Origin of the sequence: Affinirhizobium lemnae, assembly GCF_022968395.1 — a bacterium.
GTDB classification, from domain to species: domain Bacteria; phylum Pseudomonadota; class Alphaproteobacteria; order Rhizobiales; family Rhizobiaceae; genus Neorhizobium; species Neorhizobium lemnae.
Genome location: NZ_JALJQZ010000001.1, coordinates 205,216 through 220,968, shown reverse-complemented (window position 1 = coordinate 220,968; position 15,753 = coordinate 205,216). Strand labels below are relative to the sequence as shown.

General features: G+C 56.8%; 15 protein-coding genes and 1 pseudogene. 8 read left to right on the top strand and 8 right to left on the bottom strand.

The features are described from left to right. The first annotated feature begins 350 nt into the window (after positions 1 to 350). Positions 351 to 848 (top strand): transcription elongation factor GreA, encoded by a 498-nt coding sequence (gene greA, locus MUU53_RS01030; protein ID WP_247259189.1) that lies wholly within the window; start codon positions 351 to 353, stop codon positions 846 to 848. Between the two features lie 2 nt (positions 849 to 850). On the opposite strand, the gene MUU53_RS01025 is transcribed toward greA, so the two are convergent. Next, the gene (locus MUU53_RS01025; protein ID WP_247259188.1) at positions 851 to 1,627 is read right to left on the bottom strand and encodes a pseudouridine synthase; all 777 of its coding nucleotides are present in this window, start codon (positions 1,625 to 1,627) and stop codon (positions 851 to 853) included. A gap of 180 nt (positions 1,628 to 1,807) precedes the next feature. On the opposite strand from MUU53_RS01025, the gene prmB reads away from it, so the two are divergent. After that, on the top strand, positions 1,808 to 2,725 hold the full coding sequence (gene prmB, locus MUU53_RS01020) for a 50S ribosomal protein L3 N(5)-glutamine methyltransferase (protein WP_247259187.1): 918 nt from the start codon (positions 1,808 to 1,810) through the stop codon (positions 2,723 to 2,725). A 186-nt stretch (positions 2,726 to 2,911) separates the two neighbouring features. After that, positions 2,912 to 3,616, top strand: coding sequence for an SDR family oxidoreductase (locus tag MUU53_RS01015; RefSeq protein ID WP_247259186.1), 705 nt, complete (start codon positions 2,912 to 2,914; stop codon positions 3,614 to 3,616). A gap of 2 nt (positions 3,617 to 3,618) precedes the next feature. On the opposite strand, the gene MUU53_RS01010 is transcribed toward MUU53_RS01015, so the two are convergent. After that, positions 3,619 to 4,167 (bottom strand): cupin domain-containing protein, encoded by a 549-nt coding sequence (locus tag MUU53_RS01010; RefSeq protein WP_062555421.1) that lies wholly within the window; start codon positions 4,165 to 4,167, stop codon positions 3,619 to 3,621. Positions 4,168 to 4,323: 156 nt separating this feature from the next. On the opposite strand from MUU53_RS01010, the gene aptA reads away from it, so the two are divergent. Next, positions 4,324 to 5,658, top strand: a complete 1,335-nt coding sequence (gene aptA, locus MUU53_RS01005) for an omega-aminotransferase AptA (RefSeq protein WP_247259185.1) — start codon at positions 4,324 to 4,326, stop codon at positions 5,656 to 5,658. Positions 5,659 to 5,889: 231 nt separating this feature from the next. Here aptA and MUU53_RS01000 read toward each other — a convergent pair whose 3' ends face one another. Both MUU53_RS01000 and MUU53_RS00995 read right to left on the bottom strand, forming a co-directional pair. Next, on the bottom strand, positions 5,890 to 6,711 hold the full coding sequence (locus MUU53_RS01000; protein ID WP_247259184.1) for a bifunctional allantoicase/(S)-ureidoglycine aminohydrolase: 822 nt from the start codon (positions 6,709 to 6,711) through the stop codon (positions 5,890 to 5,892). Between the two features lie 98 nt (positions 6,712 to 6,809). Further along, a complete protein-coding gene (locus MUU53_RS00995; protein WP_247259183.1) occupies positions 6,810 to 7,706 on the bottom strand; it encodes a DUF429 domain-containing protein in 897 nt (298 codons plus the stop codon). Between the two features lie 544 nt (positions 7,707 to 8,250). Between MUU53_RS00995 and MUU53_RS00990 the strand changes: the two genes are divergently transcribed. Continuing rightward, complete coding sequence (locus MUU53_RS00990; RefSeq protein ID WP_247259250.1) at positions 8,251 to 10,002, top strand: MFS transporter; 1,752 nt, start codon at positions 8,251 to 8,253, stop codon at positions 10,000 to 10,002. 68 nt (positions 10,003 to 10,070) lie between these two features. Here MUU53_RS00990 and MUU53_RS00985 read toward each other — a convergent pair whose 3' ends face one another. Continuing rightward, positions 10,071 to 10,346, bottom strand: a complete 276-nt coding sequence (locus MUU53_RS00985; protein ID WP_247259182.1) for a hypothetical protein — start codon at positions 10,344 to 10,346, stop codon at positions 10,071 to 10,073. Positions 10,347 to 10,601: 255 nt separating this feature from the next. Next, complete coding sequence (locus MUU53_RS00980) at positions 10,602 to 12,035, bottom strand: aldehyde dehydrogenase family protein (RefSeq protein ID WP_247259181.1); 1,434 nt, start codon at positions 12,033 to 12,035, stop codon at positions 10,602 to 10,604. Between the two features lie 324 nt (positions 12,036 to 12,359). Here MUU53_RS00980 and rpsU point away from each other — a divergent pair. Both rpsU and MUU53_RS00970 read left to right on the top strand, forming a co-directional pair. Continuing rightward, positions 12,360 to 12,602 (top strand): annotated as a pseudogene (gene rpsU, locus MUU53_RS00975) (30S ribosomal protein S21). A 44-nt stretch (positions 12,603 to 12,646) separates the two neighbouring features. Further along, on the top strand, positions 12,647 to 12,832 hold the full coding sequence (locus tag MUU53_RS00970) for a hypothetical protein (RefSeq protein ID WP_247259180.1): 186 nt from the start codon (positions 12,647 to 12,649) through the stop codon (positions 12,830 to 12,832). 148 nt (positions 12,833 to 12,980) lie between these two features. Here MUU53_RS00970 and MUU53_RS00965 read toward each other — a convergent pair whose 3' ends face one another. Beyond that, complete coding sequence (locus tag MUU53_RS00965) at positions 12,981 to 13,322, bottom strand: hypothetical protein (RefSeq protein ID WP_247259179.1); 342 nt, start codon at positions 13,320 to 13,322, stop codon at positions 12,981 to 12,983. A 546-nt stretch (positions 13,323 to 13,868) separates the two neighbouring features. Between MUU53_RS00965 and MUU53_RS00960 the strand changes: the two genes are divergently transcribed. Continuing rightward, complete coding sequence (locus tag MUU53_RS00960) at positions 13,869 to 14,360, top strand: sigma-70 family RNA polymerase sigma factor (protein ID WP_247259178.1); 492 nt, start codon at positions 13,869 to 13,871, stop codon at positions 14,358 to 14,360. A gap of 460 nt (positions 14,361 to 14,820) precedes the next feature. Here the strand turns inward: MUU53_RS00960 and MUU53_RS00955 are convergent, their stop codons facing one another. Beyond that, positions 14,821 to 15,648, bottom strand: coding sequence for a manganese catalase family protein (locus MUU53_RS00955; RefSeq protein ID WP_247259177.1), 828 nt, complete (start codon positions 15,646 to 15,648; stop codon positions 14,821 to 14,823). Positions 15,649 to 15,753: the final 105 nt, after the last annotated feature.

The window sequence follows — 15,753 nt, the reverse complement described above, 5'->3', positions numbered from 1 at the left end:
TAAGCCTTATTCTGTGCAAAGCATAAATATGATTTAGAGCACCTCCCAATATCGCAGATTGGAGCTGTACACTTCATCCGTTGGTTCATTGCATTTCCTTAACGAGAAATCGCCGCACGCGACTGCACCAGTGCAATGAATTTGACATTGATTCCTGCCTGCAACACGCTCTCAGCGCAAACGTACAATGCGGAAACTCAAAGAGCATCATGTAGTTGCTGAAGCATGTCGTCGCTAAAAGTGTGCAGCGGTTTTGCGATAACGACATGCGATGAGAAAAGACCTAAAGCGTTAGAAGCGAATCTGAAAGATCGCGACACGCTTTAGCAGTCCAGAAGAAAGAGTCCGTCATGAGTGTGGCCTTCGTAAATGAAGAGAGTGCAGAAACGGCAGCGGAAACCCTGTTGCCGGACCGCCCCATATCGCCGCATCCAAACCTTGTGACCGAGGCTGGACTGGAGCAAATGAAGCGGCAGCTGGAGGAAGCGCGAGAGGCCTACCAGGCGTCCAGCGCAATCGACGACATTAACGAAAGAAGACGACAGGCTGCCGGACCGCTGCGTGACCTGCGCTATCTGACGGAACGGGTAAGGACTGCCCAGATCGTACCGGATCCGACAGATACCGAGGTGGTCGCTTTCGGCCACACCGTCACCTTCTCAAGGGAGGACGGCAGGGTTCAGACCTACCGGATCGTGGGGGAAGATGAAGCAGACCCCAAGGCAGGCAGCATCTCTTACGTATCGCCCGTTGCGAGGCAGCTTGTGGGAAAACGTGTGGGCGATGTCGTCATGGCGGGCGGACAGGAACTGGAACTGCTTTCCATCACCCTTCAAGACGTGTGTTAACGTCAACCAGAAAGCCGCTTGAGTGCGAGGACCTCGGCTTCCATTAGATTGCGGCTTTCACCTTTTGCCAGATCTCCAAGCGTCAGATCGCCGATAGCAACGCGCACGAGCCTGAGACATTCGACCTGATGCGCCTCCAGCATTCGGCGGATCTGCCGGTTCTTGCCCTCATCGAGCACAATTTCCAGCCAGGCGTTTTTCTCGCCCTGCCGCAAGACATCCACGCGTCTGGCGCTCAGTCTTTCTTCGTCATGCACCACGCCGGCTCGCAGGCCCTCAATGAGCGTGTCGTCCGCAGGCCCATCGATCTGTACATGGTAAGTTTTAGAAACATGCGTTCTGGGATCGAGCAGGGCATCAGCAAATCGCGTATCGTTGGTGAAGAGCAACAGGCCTTCGCTCGCCTTGTCCAGACGTCCGACCGGGGAAACATGCCGGTCCGGCAGATGTTTCAGGCAATCATAGACTGTTGCCCGACCCTGCGGATCGTGACGGGTGGTGACGAGGCCGCGCGGTTTGTTGAGCATCAGATAAACATGGTCTTCTGCGACGACCGGTCGGCCATCCACGCTGATATTTGCGGTGTCGAGGTCCAGCCAGGTTTCGAGGTCAGTCGTGATATTTCCATCAAGGGAAACGCGGCCCGCGCGCATGAGTTCTTCCCCTTGCGTGCGCGAACAGAAGCCAAGCTTGGAAAGCGCCCGCGCCAGGGTCACGCGCTGGCCCGCAGCCGCCTTTGGCGCAGCCTTCAGTTTCGGCTTGCCGGCTTTGCCCAGCACCCTTCCCGGAGACCGGGCTGGCGGTCGCTGACCGCGCGCATTTCTGTTTCTCACCGTTGTTCTTCACTCTGTTGACCAGCCGCACGCACCATTCTACAGCGAGGGCAGTTTTGCACGACCATATTTTATAAGTGCCATAACCTGGAACTGCGATAACCCAAGTCAGGAAGTGAGACGATCTTGAACACTGACCTCATCACTCAGGAACTCGTAACGCTGCGCGACTATTGGCGTTATGCCATTTCGCGCTTCAACGCGGCAGATCTGGCCTATGGTCACGGCACTAGAAATGCAGGCGATGACGCTGCTTTCCTGCTGCTCGATTCGCTCGACCTGCCGATCGATACGCTGGACCCGTTTCTGGATGCAAGACTTCTGCCCCACGAACGCAAGCTTCTGGCGGAGCGGATCGAGACGCGCGTTTCCACACGCAAGCCGTCCTCTTACATAACCGGTCATTCCTACATCCAGGGTGTGCGCTTTCATGTGGACGAGCGGGTCATCGTTCCTCGCTCGCATATCGGCGAAATCCTGTTTGCGGAATACACCAACCCGCATGGCTCCAACTGGCTGCCGGATCCGATGATGGTGGAACGTGCCGTGGATATCTGCACCGGTTCCGGCTGTCTGGCCGTTATCATGGCGAAGTTCTTCCCGCAGGCGGAGGTCGATGCGGTTGACCTGTCAGCCGATGCTTTGGAAGTCGCCAGGCTCAACGTCGCCGAGCACGAGGTGGAGGGTCAGGTGACGCTTCATCAGGGTGATCTCTTCAAGCCGCTTGATGGACGACGCTACGATCTCATCATCACCAATCCGCCCTATGTGGATCATGAAGCCCTTGCCGGCTACCCGCCGGAATATCAGGCCGAGCCGCGCATGGCCCATGATGGCGGAGAAGACGGACTTGATCTCGTTCGCGAAATCCTGCGCGAGGCACCGAAATATTTGACGCCCGAGGGCGGCCTGTTGTGCGAAATCGGTTCCGGTCGCGAAATTCTGGAAGAGGAATTCCCGCATCTGGAATTCACCTGGCTGGAGACAGCAGAATCCCAGGATGCAGTGTTCTGGATTACGGCGGAACAGCTCGGTATTGAATAGGCTTCTCGCCTCTCCCGGTTGGAAACACCCTTGCAGTCGCTCCCTTCCGTGATATCTCTGCCTCACTAATGCATATCGCGCTCAACCGGATTCGGTTGAGCGCGATATGCATTAATTTAAAGTCTTACAGCGTCGTTCGCGCGTTCAATCGAACGCGCCGCGCTGTAGCTTATGGAGGCAGAGATCATGTCAGAGACGAAAGTGGCACTCATTACGGCGGGCGGCAGCGGCATGGGCGCGGCAGCCGCAAAGCGGCTCGCCGCCGATGGCTACAAGGTTGCCATCCTTTCCTCCTCCGGCAAGGGCGAAGCCTTGGCCACAGAGCTTGGCGGCATCGGCGTGACCGGCTCCAACCAATCGAACGATGATCTCAAGCGGCTGATCGATGGCGCCATGGAAAAGTGGGGCCGGATCGACGCGCTGGTGAACTCTGCCGGCCATGGACCGCGCGCGCAGCTTCTGGATATCACCGACGAGCAGTGGCACACCGGCATGGATGTCTATCTCATGAACGTCATCCGCCCGGTTCGACTGGTGGCGCCCATCATGCAGGCGCAAAAGGCTGGCACCATCGTCAACATCTCGACCGCCTGGGTGTTCGAGCCATCGCCCATGTTCCCCACCTCTGCCGTGTTCCGTGCGGGTCTTGCGGCCTATACGAAACTGTTTGCCGATACTTATGCCATCGACAATGTGCGCATGAACAATGTTCTGCCAGGCTGGATCGACAGTCTGCCCGGCACGGAGGAGCGGCGTGAGAGCGTGCCGATGAAGCGCTATGGCACGATGGAGGAAATCGCGGCCACCATCTCCTTCCTCGTTTCCGAAGGTGCGGGCTATATCACCGGCCAGAGCCTGAAAGTGGATGGCGGATTGATGCGCTCCGTTTGATGTCAGAAGGTTGGCGGCGTGCAGGCGCTGATGACCTCGCAGGGAACAGGCCCGACACAGCGGAAACGATGTGGTCTGCGGCTCTCGAAATAATAGGCATCGCCGGGTCCGAGGATCCGGCGCTCTTCATCCACCGTCACCTCAAGACGGCCGGACAGCACGATACCGCCCTCCTCTCCTTCGTGAACAAGCGGGACCTTGCCCGTATCGGCGCCCGGCTGATAGCATTCCTTCAGGATCTGCAGACTACGGCCAAACAGATTATCGCCGATCTGGCGATAGGAGATCTTGCCCTTGCCGATCTCGACAAGCTCTTCTGCCGCATAGAAGGCCTTCTTCGGCTTATCCGGCTCGAAGGCGAAGAATTCGGCGAGCCCGATGGGAATGCCATCGAGAATGCGCTTCAGTGCCCCAACGGATGGATTGGAGGCGTTCGATTCGATCAACGATATAGTGGAGTTTGTTACACCAGCGCGCTTGGCCAGTTCCCGCTGTGAAAGCTTATGGGCCATGCGCAGATGGCGAAGACGGTTACCCACATCGACAGACACGATAGATCCACTGTTTCGGATGTTGAAGATATCGCAAATCCTGCAACTTCTATATCGAAAAATCAATAGCTTACAGATTGAGAGAAAAGGACTTGTTGGCATCTCAAAAATCGCCCACACCAGCATGACATGCTGTGCCGAAGGAGCCGAACCGCCATGGACTACACAAAGCAATCCAACACACCGACGCTGGAAAATTTCTGGATGCCGTTCACGGCGAACCGTCAGTTCAAGGCCGCTCCTCGCCTGCTCGCCAGCGCGAGTGGCATGTATTACACCGACGTCGATGGTAATACGGTGCTGGACGGAACGGCGGGTCTCTGGTGCGTCAACGCCGGTCACGGTCGCAAGCGCATTGCCGATGCCGTGGAACGACAGCTGCGCACGCTGGATTTTGCCCCAACCTTCCAGATGGGCCATCCGATCGCGTTCGATTTTGCCGAAAAACTGGGAAGGATCGCGCCGGGTGGTGCTGCCGCTGAGCTTGACCGCGTCTTCTTTACAGGCTCCGGATCCGAGTCCGTCGATACCGCCCTGAAGATCGCGATCGCCTATCAGCGCGCCATCGGCCAGGGTACGCGCAGCCGCATCATCGGTCGCGAGAAGGGTTATCACGGCGTCGGCTTCGGCGGAATTTCCGTCGGCGGCCTCGTCAATAATCGTCGCGTCTTCCCGCAGATCCCAGCCGACCACATGCGCCATACGCTGGATATCGAGCGCAATGCCTTCTCCAAGGGTCTGCCGGCGCACGGTCTGGAACTGGCGGAAGATCTGGAGCGCCTGGTCCAACTGCATGGGCCGGAAACCATTGCCGCCGTCATCGTCGAGCCGATGTCTGGTTCTGCCGGCGTCATCCTTCCGCCAAAGGGCTATCTGGAGCGCATTCGCGCGATCTCGCAGAAATACGGCATCCTGCTGATCTTCGATGAAGTCATCACCGGTTTCGGTCGCCTCGGCACACCTTTTGCAACCGACTATTTCGGCGTCGTGCCGGATCTCGTCACCACGGCAAAGGGCCTGACGAATGGTGCCATCCCGATGGGCGCGGTATTCGCCAGCCGCAAGGTCTATGACGGGCTGATGAACGGACCGGAGAATGCCATAGAGCTCTTCCACGGCTACACCTATTCCGGCCATCCGGTGGCCAGCGCCGCTGGCATTGCGACACTGGAAATCTATGCGGAAGAAAACCTTCTGACGCGCGCTGCCGGTCTGGCAGAGACCTGGCAGGAGGCGCTGCATAGCCTGAAAGGTCATCCGCATGTGGTGGATGTGCGCAATCTCGGCCTCGTTGGCGCCATCGAACTTAGCCCGCGTGATGGTGCACCGGGAACGCGCGCTTATGACGTGTTCGTCGATTGCTTCAAAAAGGGCCTGCTGATCCGTGTGACGGGCGATGTCATTGCTCTCTCGCCGCCGCTGATCATCGAGAAGGAACAGATCGAGACGATCGTTTCCATGATCGGCGATGCCCTGAAGCGTGTCGCGTAAAAGTGTGAAGCGGTTTTACGGTTACGACACGCGACCCGACAATTCTGTGAAGCGTGTTGCTTGATGCAACGCAAGATACCCCTGATGAGATTTCATCGGGGGTATTCAACTGTTTTCCGTCATGCTCGGGCTTGTCCCGAGCATCTACAACCAACTGGTTTGGTCAACTTCAGTAGATTCTCGGCAGAAGGCCGAGAATGACGTCGGGTTAACGTGTACGTTATCCCAAGGTTACCAAAGATCGACGTGGCGGTTCACGTCCTTGTAGAGCAGATACCGGAAGCGCCCCGGTCCACCGGCATAGCAGGCCTGCGGGCAGAAGGCGCGCAGCCACATGAAATCTCCGGCCTCGACTTCTACCCAGTCATCATTCAGGCGATAGACCGCCTTGCCTTCCAGAACATAGAGACCGTGCTCCATGACATGCGTTTCCATGAACGGAATGAGCGCACCCGGCTGGAAAGTCACGATATTCAGGTGCATGTCGTAGCGCACGTCCGCGGGATCGATGAAGCGAGTGGTTGCCCATTTTCCATCGGTATCCGGCATGGCGGAAAGCTGGTGGTCATCCTCATGGCTGAAGATGGCAGGAGGCAGTTCCAGCCCCTCGACAGCCTGAAACTTCTTGCGCACCCAATGGAATTTGGCGAGGCTCTGGCTGTTGTTCTTCAGGGTCCATTTCGCCCCTGCAGGCAGATAGGCAAACGAGCCTTCGCGCAATTCGTGGGCTGTGCCATCCAGCACTATGGTCATTTCGCCTTCGACCACGAAGATGGCTGCCTGGGCTGCCGCGTTCGGCTCGGGCCTTTCGCTGCCGCCACCAGGCGCGACCTCCATGATGTACTGCGCGAAGGTCTCGGAAAAACCGGTCATCGGTCGGGCGATGATCCAGGCGCGCGTCGCATCCCAATGTGGCAGCACGCTGGTGACGATATCCGACATGACCCGCTTCGGGATGACTGCATAGGCAGTCTTGAACGTTGCCTTGCTCGACAGAAGCTCCGTCTGCCCCGGAAGTCCGCCCATGTTGGAATAGTATCGTCCTGATATCATGCCCATGTCTCCGTCGGGTGATGCCCCGCCATGTTGTCTGACAGCGGCATCGATTCCTCCTGTCATATCCTCAAGCGAAGTCGAAATAAATCGAGAACTCATGGTGCTTCGTGATCTGGGGCTGTCAACCTGCGCCCAAGGATCCAGCCTTCCCAATCACGACAAGCCGCCAGATCCGGCACTCCGTCGGTGTGTCTTCCCTCAACGATCTCGATCATCGGAAGCAGGCCCATCAGCGCGTCAAAGCGATCTTCGCCGCTAGCATCACTGCCGAAGCAATCGTCGATCATTTCGAGCAGCCCGTCATCCGGTTGCAGATCCGGCCTCGCCGCCAACCATTGCCGGATAGTGGGCGCGAACCGCTGCCGGTCCTCCTGCCTTCGCTTGCTCCATACCGGGTTTCGCGGAATGCCAATTTTCGCATAGGCATCCGCCGGATAGCTTTCTGCGACGACTATCTTATGGGCTCCAAACAGATCAACCAGACCGCCATCGAAGGGCCAGATGCCGATCCTTTGACGAAAGGGCTGGATCAGTTCTCGCCACCCGGCAATTGCCGCCTTGCCCACCTGCGATGCACCCATGGTCCAGAACAGCATGGAAGGTGGCGAAAGGCCTGGAGCCGGACGCTCGCACAGACGCAGCAAATTCTCTCTCCCGATACCCAAGCCCTCGAACAGATGTGCCTGAAGCGTGCCGCCAGAGCGCGCCGGATAAAAGGGACGCCTCAGCGAAATCTCTGAAGGTTTGTCAGCGGGGCGAAACCAGTCCGACCATTCATCGTGACCAAGCACATCGAGCAGATCCCGGAAATTCGCGAAGCCAGTCTTTTCGCCATAAGTGTTTGGAACACCGATCGGGAAGTCGAAACCGAAAAACACACAACCATTTCCCTGATTTCGCTTGGCGATTCGATCGAACAGGGAAATGGTCGATCCAACTTTTTCAGGAGCAGAGATCAGCCAATTCGTTCCGTAGCGACAGGCGAGCGTCATCCACCGTTTTTCATCGACTACACTCCAATCGCAGTGCACAAGACAGGAAGGTTTCATGGACCCGTTTCTACCTCGTTCTCTTTATTGAACATTTGAAACTTCTCAACTGCCCACACACTCAGCGATCCTATGCATCGACACATTGATTGAGCAGATGCAGCACACAAGAACATACGATCTGAGTTGCATTTTATATATTTATTCAATTTTACCCTGCATTATCTTTTCTCTTAGACCAAAGTCGTTCTGATTCAGGCATCAGGCCTGTGCTAGCTTCAAAATCCCAGGTTATCGTTTTGACGATGATGGATACGCAGGGCAAGCTTGGTCCACCTAGATGGACCAATGGGAACTGGAGGGCGTGCCGCCATGGGGGCACGTGAAAGCCTTGAGGCGGTAGAGGGCCGAACTTAAGGCAAGCGAAAGCTACGGAGGTGGCGATCGCGATGGATGTTGAAAGACATTTTCCGGTCGACAGGCCGGACACAAGGAGGAGGAATACATGGCAGCAATCGAGATGAATGCGAGGGACCGTTCACGGCCCATGACCGCAGAGGAAAAGAAGGTCATCATGGCCTCTTCTGCCGGTACAATCTTCGAGTGGTACGACTTTTATCTCTACGGTTCACTGGCCGCCATCATCGGCGCGCAGTACTTCACCGCGTTCCCAGAAGCCACGCGGAACGTGTTTGCGCTTTTGGCCTTCGCTGCCGGCTTCATCGTGCGTCCGTTCGGCGCGCTGGTGTTCGGCGCGCTGGGAGATCTCGTCGGCCGCAAGTACACCTTCCTGATGACCATTCTCATCATGGGCTTCTCCACCTTCCTGGTGGGCCTGCTGCCGGGATATAACAGCTGGGGTGCGGCGGCACCGATCATCCTGATCGTGCTTCGCATGCTTCAGGGTCTGGCACTTGGTGGCGAATATGGCGGTGCCGCGGTCTATGTGGCCGAACATGCACCGTCCAACCAGCGTGGTTATTTCACGGCCTTCATCCAGACGACCGCGACGCTCGGCCTTCTACTGTCTCTCGTGGTTATTCTGGCCGTGCAGAGCTATGTGAACGCCAACTGGGCTCCTACTGCGGTTCTCGATGCAGCCGGTGCTGCCGTCATGAACCCGGATGGCACGCCACGCATGATCAAGGCCTTCGATCTCTGGGGCTGGCGTATTCCGTTCCTCGGCTCGATCATTCTGCTGCTGATTTCGCTCTATATCCGCCTGCAGATGAACGAATCCCCTGCCTTCAAGAAGATGAAGGAAGAGGGTGCTGCCTCCAAGGCGCCGCTGCGTGAAGCATTCGGCACCTGGAAAAACGGCAAGTTTGCACTCATCGCACTCTTTGGTCTCGTCGCTGGTCAGGCCGTCGTATGGTACTCCGGCCAGTTCTATGCACTGTTCTTCCTGCAGAACGTCATCAAGGTCGACAGCTTCACGGCAAACGTCATGGTTGCCTGGTCGCTCATCCTCGGCACCGGCGGGTTCCTGTTCTTCGGTTCGCTGTCGGACAAGATCGGCCGCAAGCCCATCATCCTTGCAGGCTGCCTGATTGCGGCACTGACCTACAAATTTGTCTTCCCTCTGCTGACGCAGGTCGCCAACCCGGCACTCCATGCCGCACAGCAGACTGTCGTCACTGTCACCGCAGCCCCGGGCGACTGCTCTTTCCAGTTCAACCCGGTCGGCACAGCAAAGTTCACGTCTTCTTGCGATATCGCAAAGTCGACGCTTGCCCGTTCCTCGGTCAACTACACCTCGGTGCAGGACCCTGCGGCAACGGTTGCACAGGTGAAGATTGGCGAGACGGTCATCCCGTCCTATGACGCGACCAAGCTTGCAGGCGATGCCGCCAAGACGGCTCCGGCTGCCTTTACAAAGTCTGTCAACGATGCTCTGACGGCTGCCGGCTACCCGGCTTCCGCAGACAAGAATACGACCGTCATCAAGGCCGCCCATTTCTTCGATATCTTCAGCGGCCAGAAGATTACCGTGGTCCTGATCCTGACCTACCTCATCATTCTGGTGACGATGGTCTATGCCCCGATTGCAGCCATGCTGGTCGAACTCTTCCCGACACGCATTCGCTACTCCGGCCTCTCCCTGCCATACCACATCGGTAACGGCTGGTTCGGCGGCCTGATGCCTGCAACTGCCTTCGCCATCTCTGCGCAGACGGGCAACGTCTATGGTGGTCTGTGGTACCCGATCATCATCGCTGGTGCGACTGTCGTCATCGGTGCACTGCTGGTTCCGGGCAACACTCACAAAAAGGATATCTTTGCGGACGACGCACAGTAATCCAGACGGTTCCTTTTGAAGGAATGTGACAGGCTGGCCTCACCGCCAGCCTGTTTTGTATTTCAAGATCAACTTTTTCGTTTTTCCCAAAAGAACCAGCCGACCAGAAATACGCCGAGAATAACGGCATTGGAAACGATGCCAAGGCCGATGGACGTGAAACGCGCAACCTCTGCGCTGGCCGCCGTGGTCATGGGCAGCAGGATCGCAACGAAGACCACGCCCATGGCCAGAGGCGCCTTCATGCCCATCGTATCGCGCGTGCGGATCGCCGTGACGAGCAGGAAGAACATCATGCCGATGCGAAACGGATCCGTGAGTTGCGAAACCAAAATGTCTATCATCGATCTCCCCCCTTAAAGCGTGTCGCGGTCTTTCAGATTCGCTCCTGACGCTTTAACTGCTTTTTTATCGCATGTCGTTATCGCAAAACCGCTGCACACTTTTGCGCGAAATGCTTTAAACATCTGGTTCGCCTTCATAAACTGAAAGTACGCCCAAGTCTTGCAAAAGAGTTGTGAGGCAAGCAGCAACCACGTCATCATTGAAAAAGCCGACGGAGAGACCCCGTCGGCTTGATCGTTTGCCTGATGGATGACTTAAGCCAGTGTGTAGGCGGTCTTGACGACGGTGAAGAATTCCGCCGCGTATTTGCCCTGCTCGCGCGGGCCGAAGGAGGAAGCCTTGCGGCCACCGAAGGGCACGTGGAAATCGACGCCGGCGGTCGGAAGGTTGACCATGACCATGCCTGCTTCCGAATTGCGCTTGAAATGGGTGGCATGTTTCAGGCTGGTCGTGGCGATGCCGGCAGACAGGCCGAATGGCGTATCATTGGCAACCGCCAGGGCTTCCTCGTAGTCCTTGACGCGAATGACGGCCGCAACAGGCCCAAAGATCTCTTCGCGCGAGATGCGCATCTGGTTTGTTGCTTCGGTGAACAGCGTCGGCTGCAGGTAGAAGCCGGGGGTATCGCGTTCAATACGCTCTCCACCGAAGGCGAGCCTGGCGCCCTCCTGCTTGCCGATTTCGATGTAATCGCAATCCTGCTGGAGCTGCTTCTCATCGACCACCGGGCCGATATGTGTTCCATCCTTCAGTGCGTGATCCACGTTCAGCTTGCTCAAACGTTCTGTCAGAGCAGCCACGAACTTGTCGTGAATACCTTCCGTGACGATGAGGCGCGAAGAGGCAGTGCAGCGCTGGCCCGTGGAGAAGAAGCCGGAATTGGCAGCCGCTTCGACAGCAACGCCAAGATCTGCATCATCCAGAACCACCATCGGGTTCTTGCCGCCCATTTCCAGCTGGAACTTGCGATTATGCTCGATGGAAGACAGCGCCACGCGCTTGCCGGTGCCGGTGGAGCCGGTGAATGTGATGCCTGCGAGATCCGGGCTATCCAGCATGGCCTGACCAACAACCGAGCCGCGGCCCATCACAAGGTTCAGCACGCCCTTTGGCAAACCCGCACGATGGAGAATGTCGACGATGGCCCAGGAGCAACCGGGAACCAAATCCGCTGGCTTGAAGACCACCGTGTTACCATAGGCAAGTGCCGGGGCAATCTTCCAGGCGGGAATGGCGATCGGGAAGTTCCACGGCGTGATGATGCCGATTGGACCCAGCGGCTCGCGGGTAATTTCGACGCCAATGTTCGGGCGCGCGGAGGGAAGCACTTCGCCTGCCAGACGCAGGGTTTCACCGGCAAAGAAATCGAAGATCTGCGCGGCACGGATGGTCTCGCCAATGCCTTCCGGAAGAGTCTTGCCTTCTTCCTGCGAAAGCAGGCGTCCGAGTTCCTCCTTGCGGGCGAGGATCTCATCCGCCGTCTTCTTCAAAATCGCGTGGCGCTCCAGAATGCCGGAACGGGACCAGGCCGGGAATGCGGCTTTGGCTGCGGCAATAGCCGCCTTGGCATCGTCAGCAGAGGCCTTCGCATAAACGCCGACGACGTTCTTGGTATCGGACGGATTGATGTTTTCCGAACCTTGTGTGCCGACCCATTCACCGGCAATGAGATTTTGATGGATGGTCATGAATGCCTCCCTTTCGCTACGTGCTTTTCATAGTAGTTCCACGATCCGGCAGCCGCCGGATCAGCATGGATCCCTCACTTATCATATATCTCAGCCAAATAAATATGATAAGTTGATTTAAGCATCGGTTAGACCCGCTGGCCCTGCCAGGGTTGAAGGTTTTTGAGTGCGCCCTACATAAGTTGTGACATGAGGTCGTCGATCGACGACATGGCGACGCAGGCACATGTCAACTTCGGCCGCCGCGCGCCGATCTTGATACCATTAGCATAGGACCGGTAACAAGCTGCAAGGTTTGAACGGTTACGATGCAAAGGAGATGTTTTGCAGGTTCTAGTTCGAGATAACAATGTCGATCAGGCCCTCCGGGTCTTGAAGAAGAAGATGCAACGTGAAGGTATCTTCCGGGAGATCAAGGCGCGTAGCGCCTATGAAAAGCCGTCCGAAAAGCGCGCATGAGAAAAGTCGGAAGCCATCCGCCGCCAGCGAAAACTTGCGCGAAAGAAGGCACAGCGTGAAGGCCTTCTGCCGGCGCCCAAGAAAGCAGTTGGCCGAGGAGGCCGCTGACCGGACGATTTTGCAATTCCGTTTGACGAGAAAGGTAGGTCCCAATGTCCATGGAAGAAGCGACTTTAACCCCCGCCAAGCTTTCGCCGCGTGACCGGGCGGAAGCGACAGACAGGGCGGCAAAGGCCATTATCGACTCTGAGGCGATTGCTCGGGAAAAGAAAACCGAGAAACTTCGCGCCATGCGAATGGCGAAGGCAACGCCCCAGCCCGTCAAGACCAAGCGGTAACCCTGCTACAAAAAAGACGAAGCGGCCCCACTGAAGCGGTTCGAGTGCCGCTTCTTTTTTGCGCTCACACGCCGGATTTGATGGAAGTCAACCGCCCTGCTGGCCTAGAATATCCGTCTTGATCAAGTGGGAGCCAAAACCCACTTTATCAAGGCGGATACTCTAGGGATTTCCCGGGCCGGATCACAGGCATATTGCCTGTCTTGGGTGCGGGTTCCACAAGTTGCTGATCGCCCGTCGCAGGTGGTTTCAGAACTCCGTTACAATCAGCCAGGCTACCACTCAGGCTTTGCGAAGAAGCATCCTCGTTGGCGGATTGGCCATTGGCTGCCTGACCGTTTTGCGATTGCTGTTGCGGCGGGACCTGACAGTTCGTCGTTCCAGACGGCGTCTGGGCAAACGATCCCGCCGGGCTGGCGAACATCGCGGCAGTGGCGGCGACCATGAAAATCCGGCGCAGCGACGCTCTGGATTTCTGTGTTGGCTCCATGTCTATATCCTCCTGAGGCCCCAACTGTCTGATGCAGGCTGAGGTTCCCCGGCAGCGCTCAGAGTGGAGCCCGACCTGTCTGAATCATTCTGCGGTAATGGATTTTAGTCAGGATCAGGAGTTTTGCCCCTAGGCATAATCTGGCCATACGTCCAAGGCAAAAGCCGAAGGTAATGGCGAAATTACAGGTCGCCCACCGGCCACGCCGCTTTACCCCGGCAAAGCGACGAGCGTGTCCGGAACTCCAAATATCTGCCGGTTTGCAAGGCAGTCCGGCGGAGTGTTGGCTGAAACCAACCGTCCAGTTTATTGAAGGGCCTGGATGTATGCCATTATAGCTACGCCACGCGCCCTTCTCCTCGTGGCATGTACGGTTGGGCCTAACAGAAGCCCCCCAATCGGTCGATCTCCGCTCCAGGGGTAATCAACATGGTCTAAAGAGCCGTCCGTACGTTAGATGACAATGTGTCGCGTTTTACGGCAAAGAGTGGAACTTATGCTCTGCCCACTTGTTCAACTTCGGATAGGGAATGGAGGCCAACCATCATGACCGATCCAAGCAGCCGCAACCGCGTGCAGGCTGAAATGATAGAACTTATACCCGCACTCAGATCATTCGCGAGAAGGCTGGATAGAAGTCCGAGCAACATCGACGATCTTGTCCAGGAAACCTTGGTTCGCGCCATTGCTAACATTGACAAATTCCAGGAAGGAACCAGCCTCAAATCCTGGATGTTCACGATCTTGCGCAATACGTTTTGTACGAAATTCGGATTGGCGAAGCGTGAAAACGTTGGGCTTGAAGATTGTGCGTCCGCGCGATCCACCGTGAATGCGCCGCAAGAATGGTCGGTGCGCGCACACGAGTTCCACCGCGCGTTACTCAGCCTACCGGAACATTATCGCGATGCAGTCGATATCATTCTTCTGCAAGGCCAAAGTTACGAAGTTGCGGCTGAACGATGCGGCTGCCCTGTTGGCACCATAAAAAGCCGCGTCAACCGGGCCCGTGCGCAACTGGCATTGCAGCTAAACTGAGTAAAGTCCCACTCACTATAAGCGGGTGCTGCATTGCCGCTCCCGCTTTGTTGTGAGTTGCGCATTACTGGTCGATGGCATGGGGCGATGGCTGCCCCGGAGCATGGCCGGACGTCGAGTTCGGCCTCTCCAAGAGTGATGCTACTGCAATTAAGAGAAGAATTATTCCGAGCATCAACAACACACGTCTACGCATTTCATTACTCCTGTTATCTATCCAGCGAAATTTGTAATATAGGCTGCTGTATATATCATATAAATATCGCCGGCTGTCGGCTGGAAGCCTGACTGTTATGCGCCACTTTTCCACCGACGAGGTTCCGGGCCATGTCCGGGCAAACACCTAGCACGCGAGATTTGAAAAGATCTGTCGTCAGGGATGCCCTTCTCCCATGCTAAAGCTGGAAAAAGGTACGCGCCGTCGGGACGCTGGGGCCCGACCCACTACGCAAAATGACGACTACATCTGCTCGGATTGCGCACCGCTTCCCGGTTTGGCCTTACCCAGCACGGGTTCCGGTCCAAGGGCTGAGGACAGGGGCGTGGTTGTAAATTCGCCTTTGCCATCGATCGAGCGCCCCTCGGACCATCGCCCGGAAACAGGCGGCGCTCCATCCGCCTGGAAGCCGAGGAAGGCATAGGAAAATTCCTGCTTTTCGTCTTCCTGAGGGAAGCTGTTGGGAATGGGAAACGCCCCCTGGTGACCGCCAAGTTCTTCCAGCGCGGCCAGCCATTGGTTCTGGTGCATGGTATCGCGCGCAATCAGATAGGATAGCATGTCCTTCATGCCCGGATCATTCGTCATATTGTACAGGCGAACGGCCAGCACCCTTCCGGTGGATTCCGCCGCGACATTGGCTGTCATGTCGGCGGCGATATTGCCGCTTGCATAGATGTGGGACATGTCGAAGGGCACGCCATCACTGTCTACCGGCATGGCGGAGAGCCCTGCGGACAGAATGTTCTTCATATTGATGCCCCCCATGACCATGCTGGCGACGGGATCCTTGGCCACTGCCTCCCTCTCCGAAAGAGGGGCGCCTTCCATGTTGAGAGCGACGGCTGTTGCCAGCATTTCGATATGGCCCAGCTCCTCCGCTGCCGTATTCATCAAGAGATCGCGGAACTTGGGATTTCCTCGTGCTCCACAGGCCTGGAAAAAATACTGCATGGCGACCCGGATCTCGCCTTCCACGCCGCCAATCGCCTGCTGAAGCGCACGGGCAAACAGCGGATCCCGCTTTTCGACACGCACCGGATATTGCAGCTTTCCGTCGGTATAAAACATGAGTTTCTCCTTCCTGTTGAGAGCCCGCCCAACAAGAGGCCGTGTCAGAAGTTCCGTGCCCCATTCAAGAACAGGGATTGATGCCCCGATTGCAGTTTTCGTTTG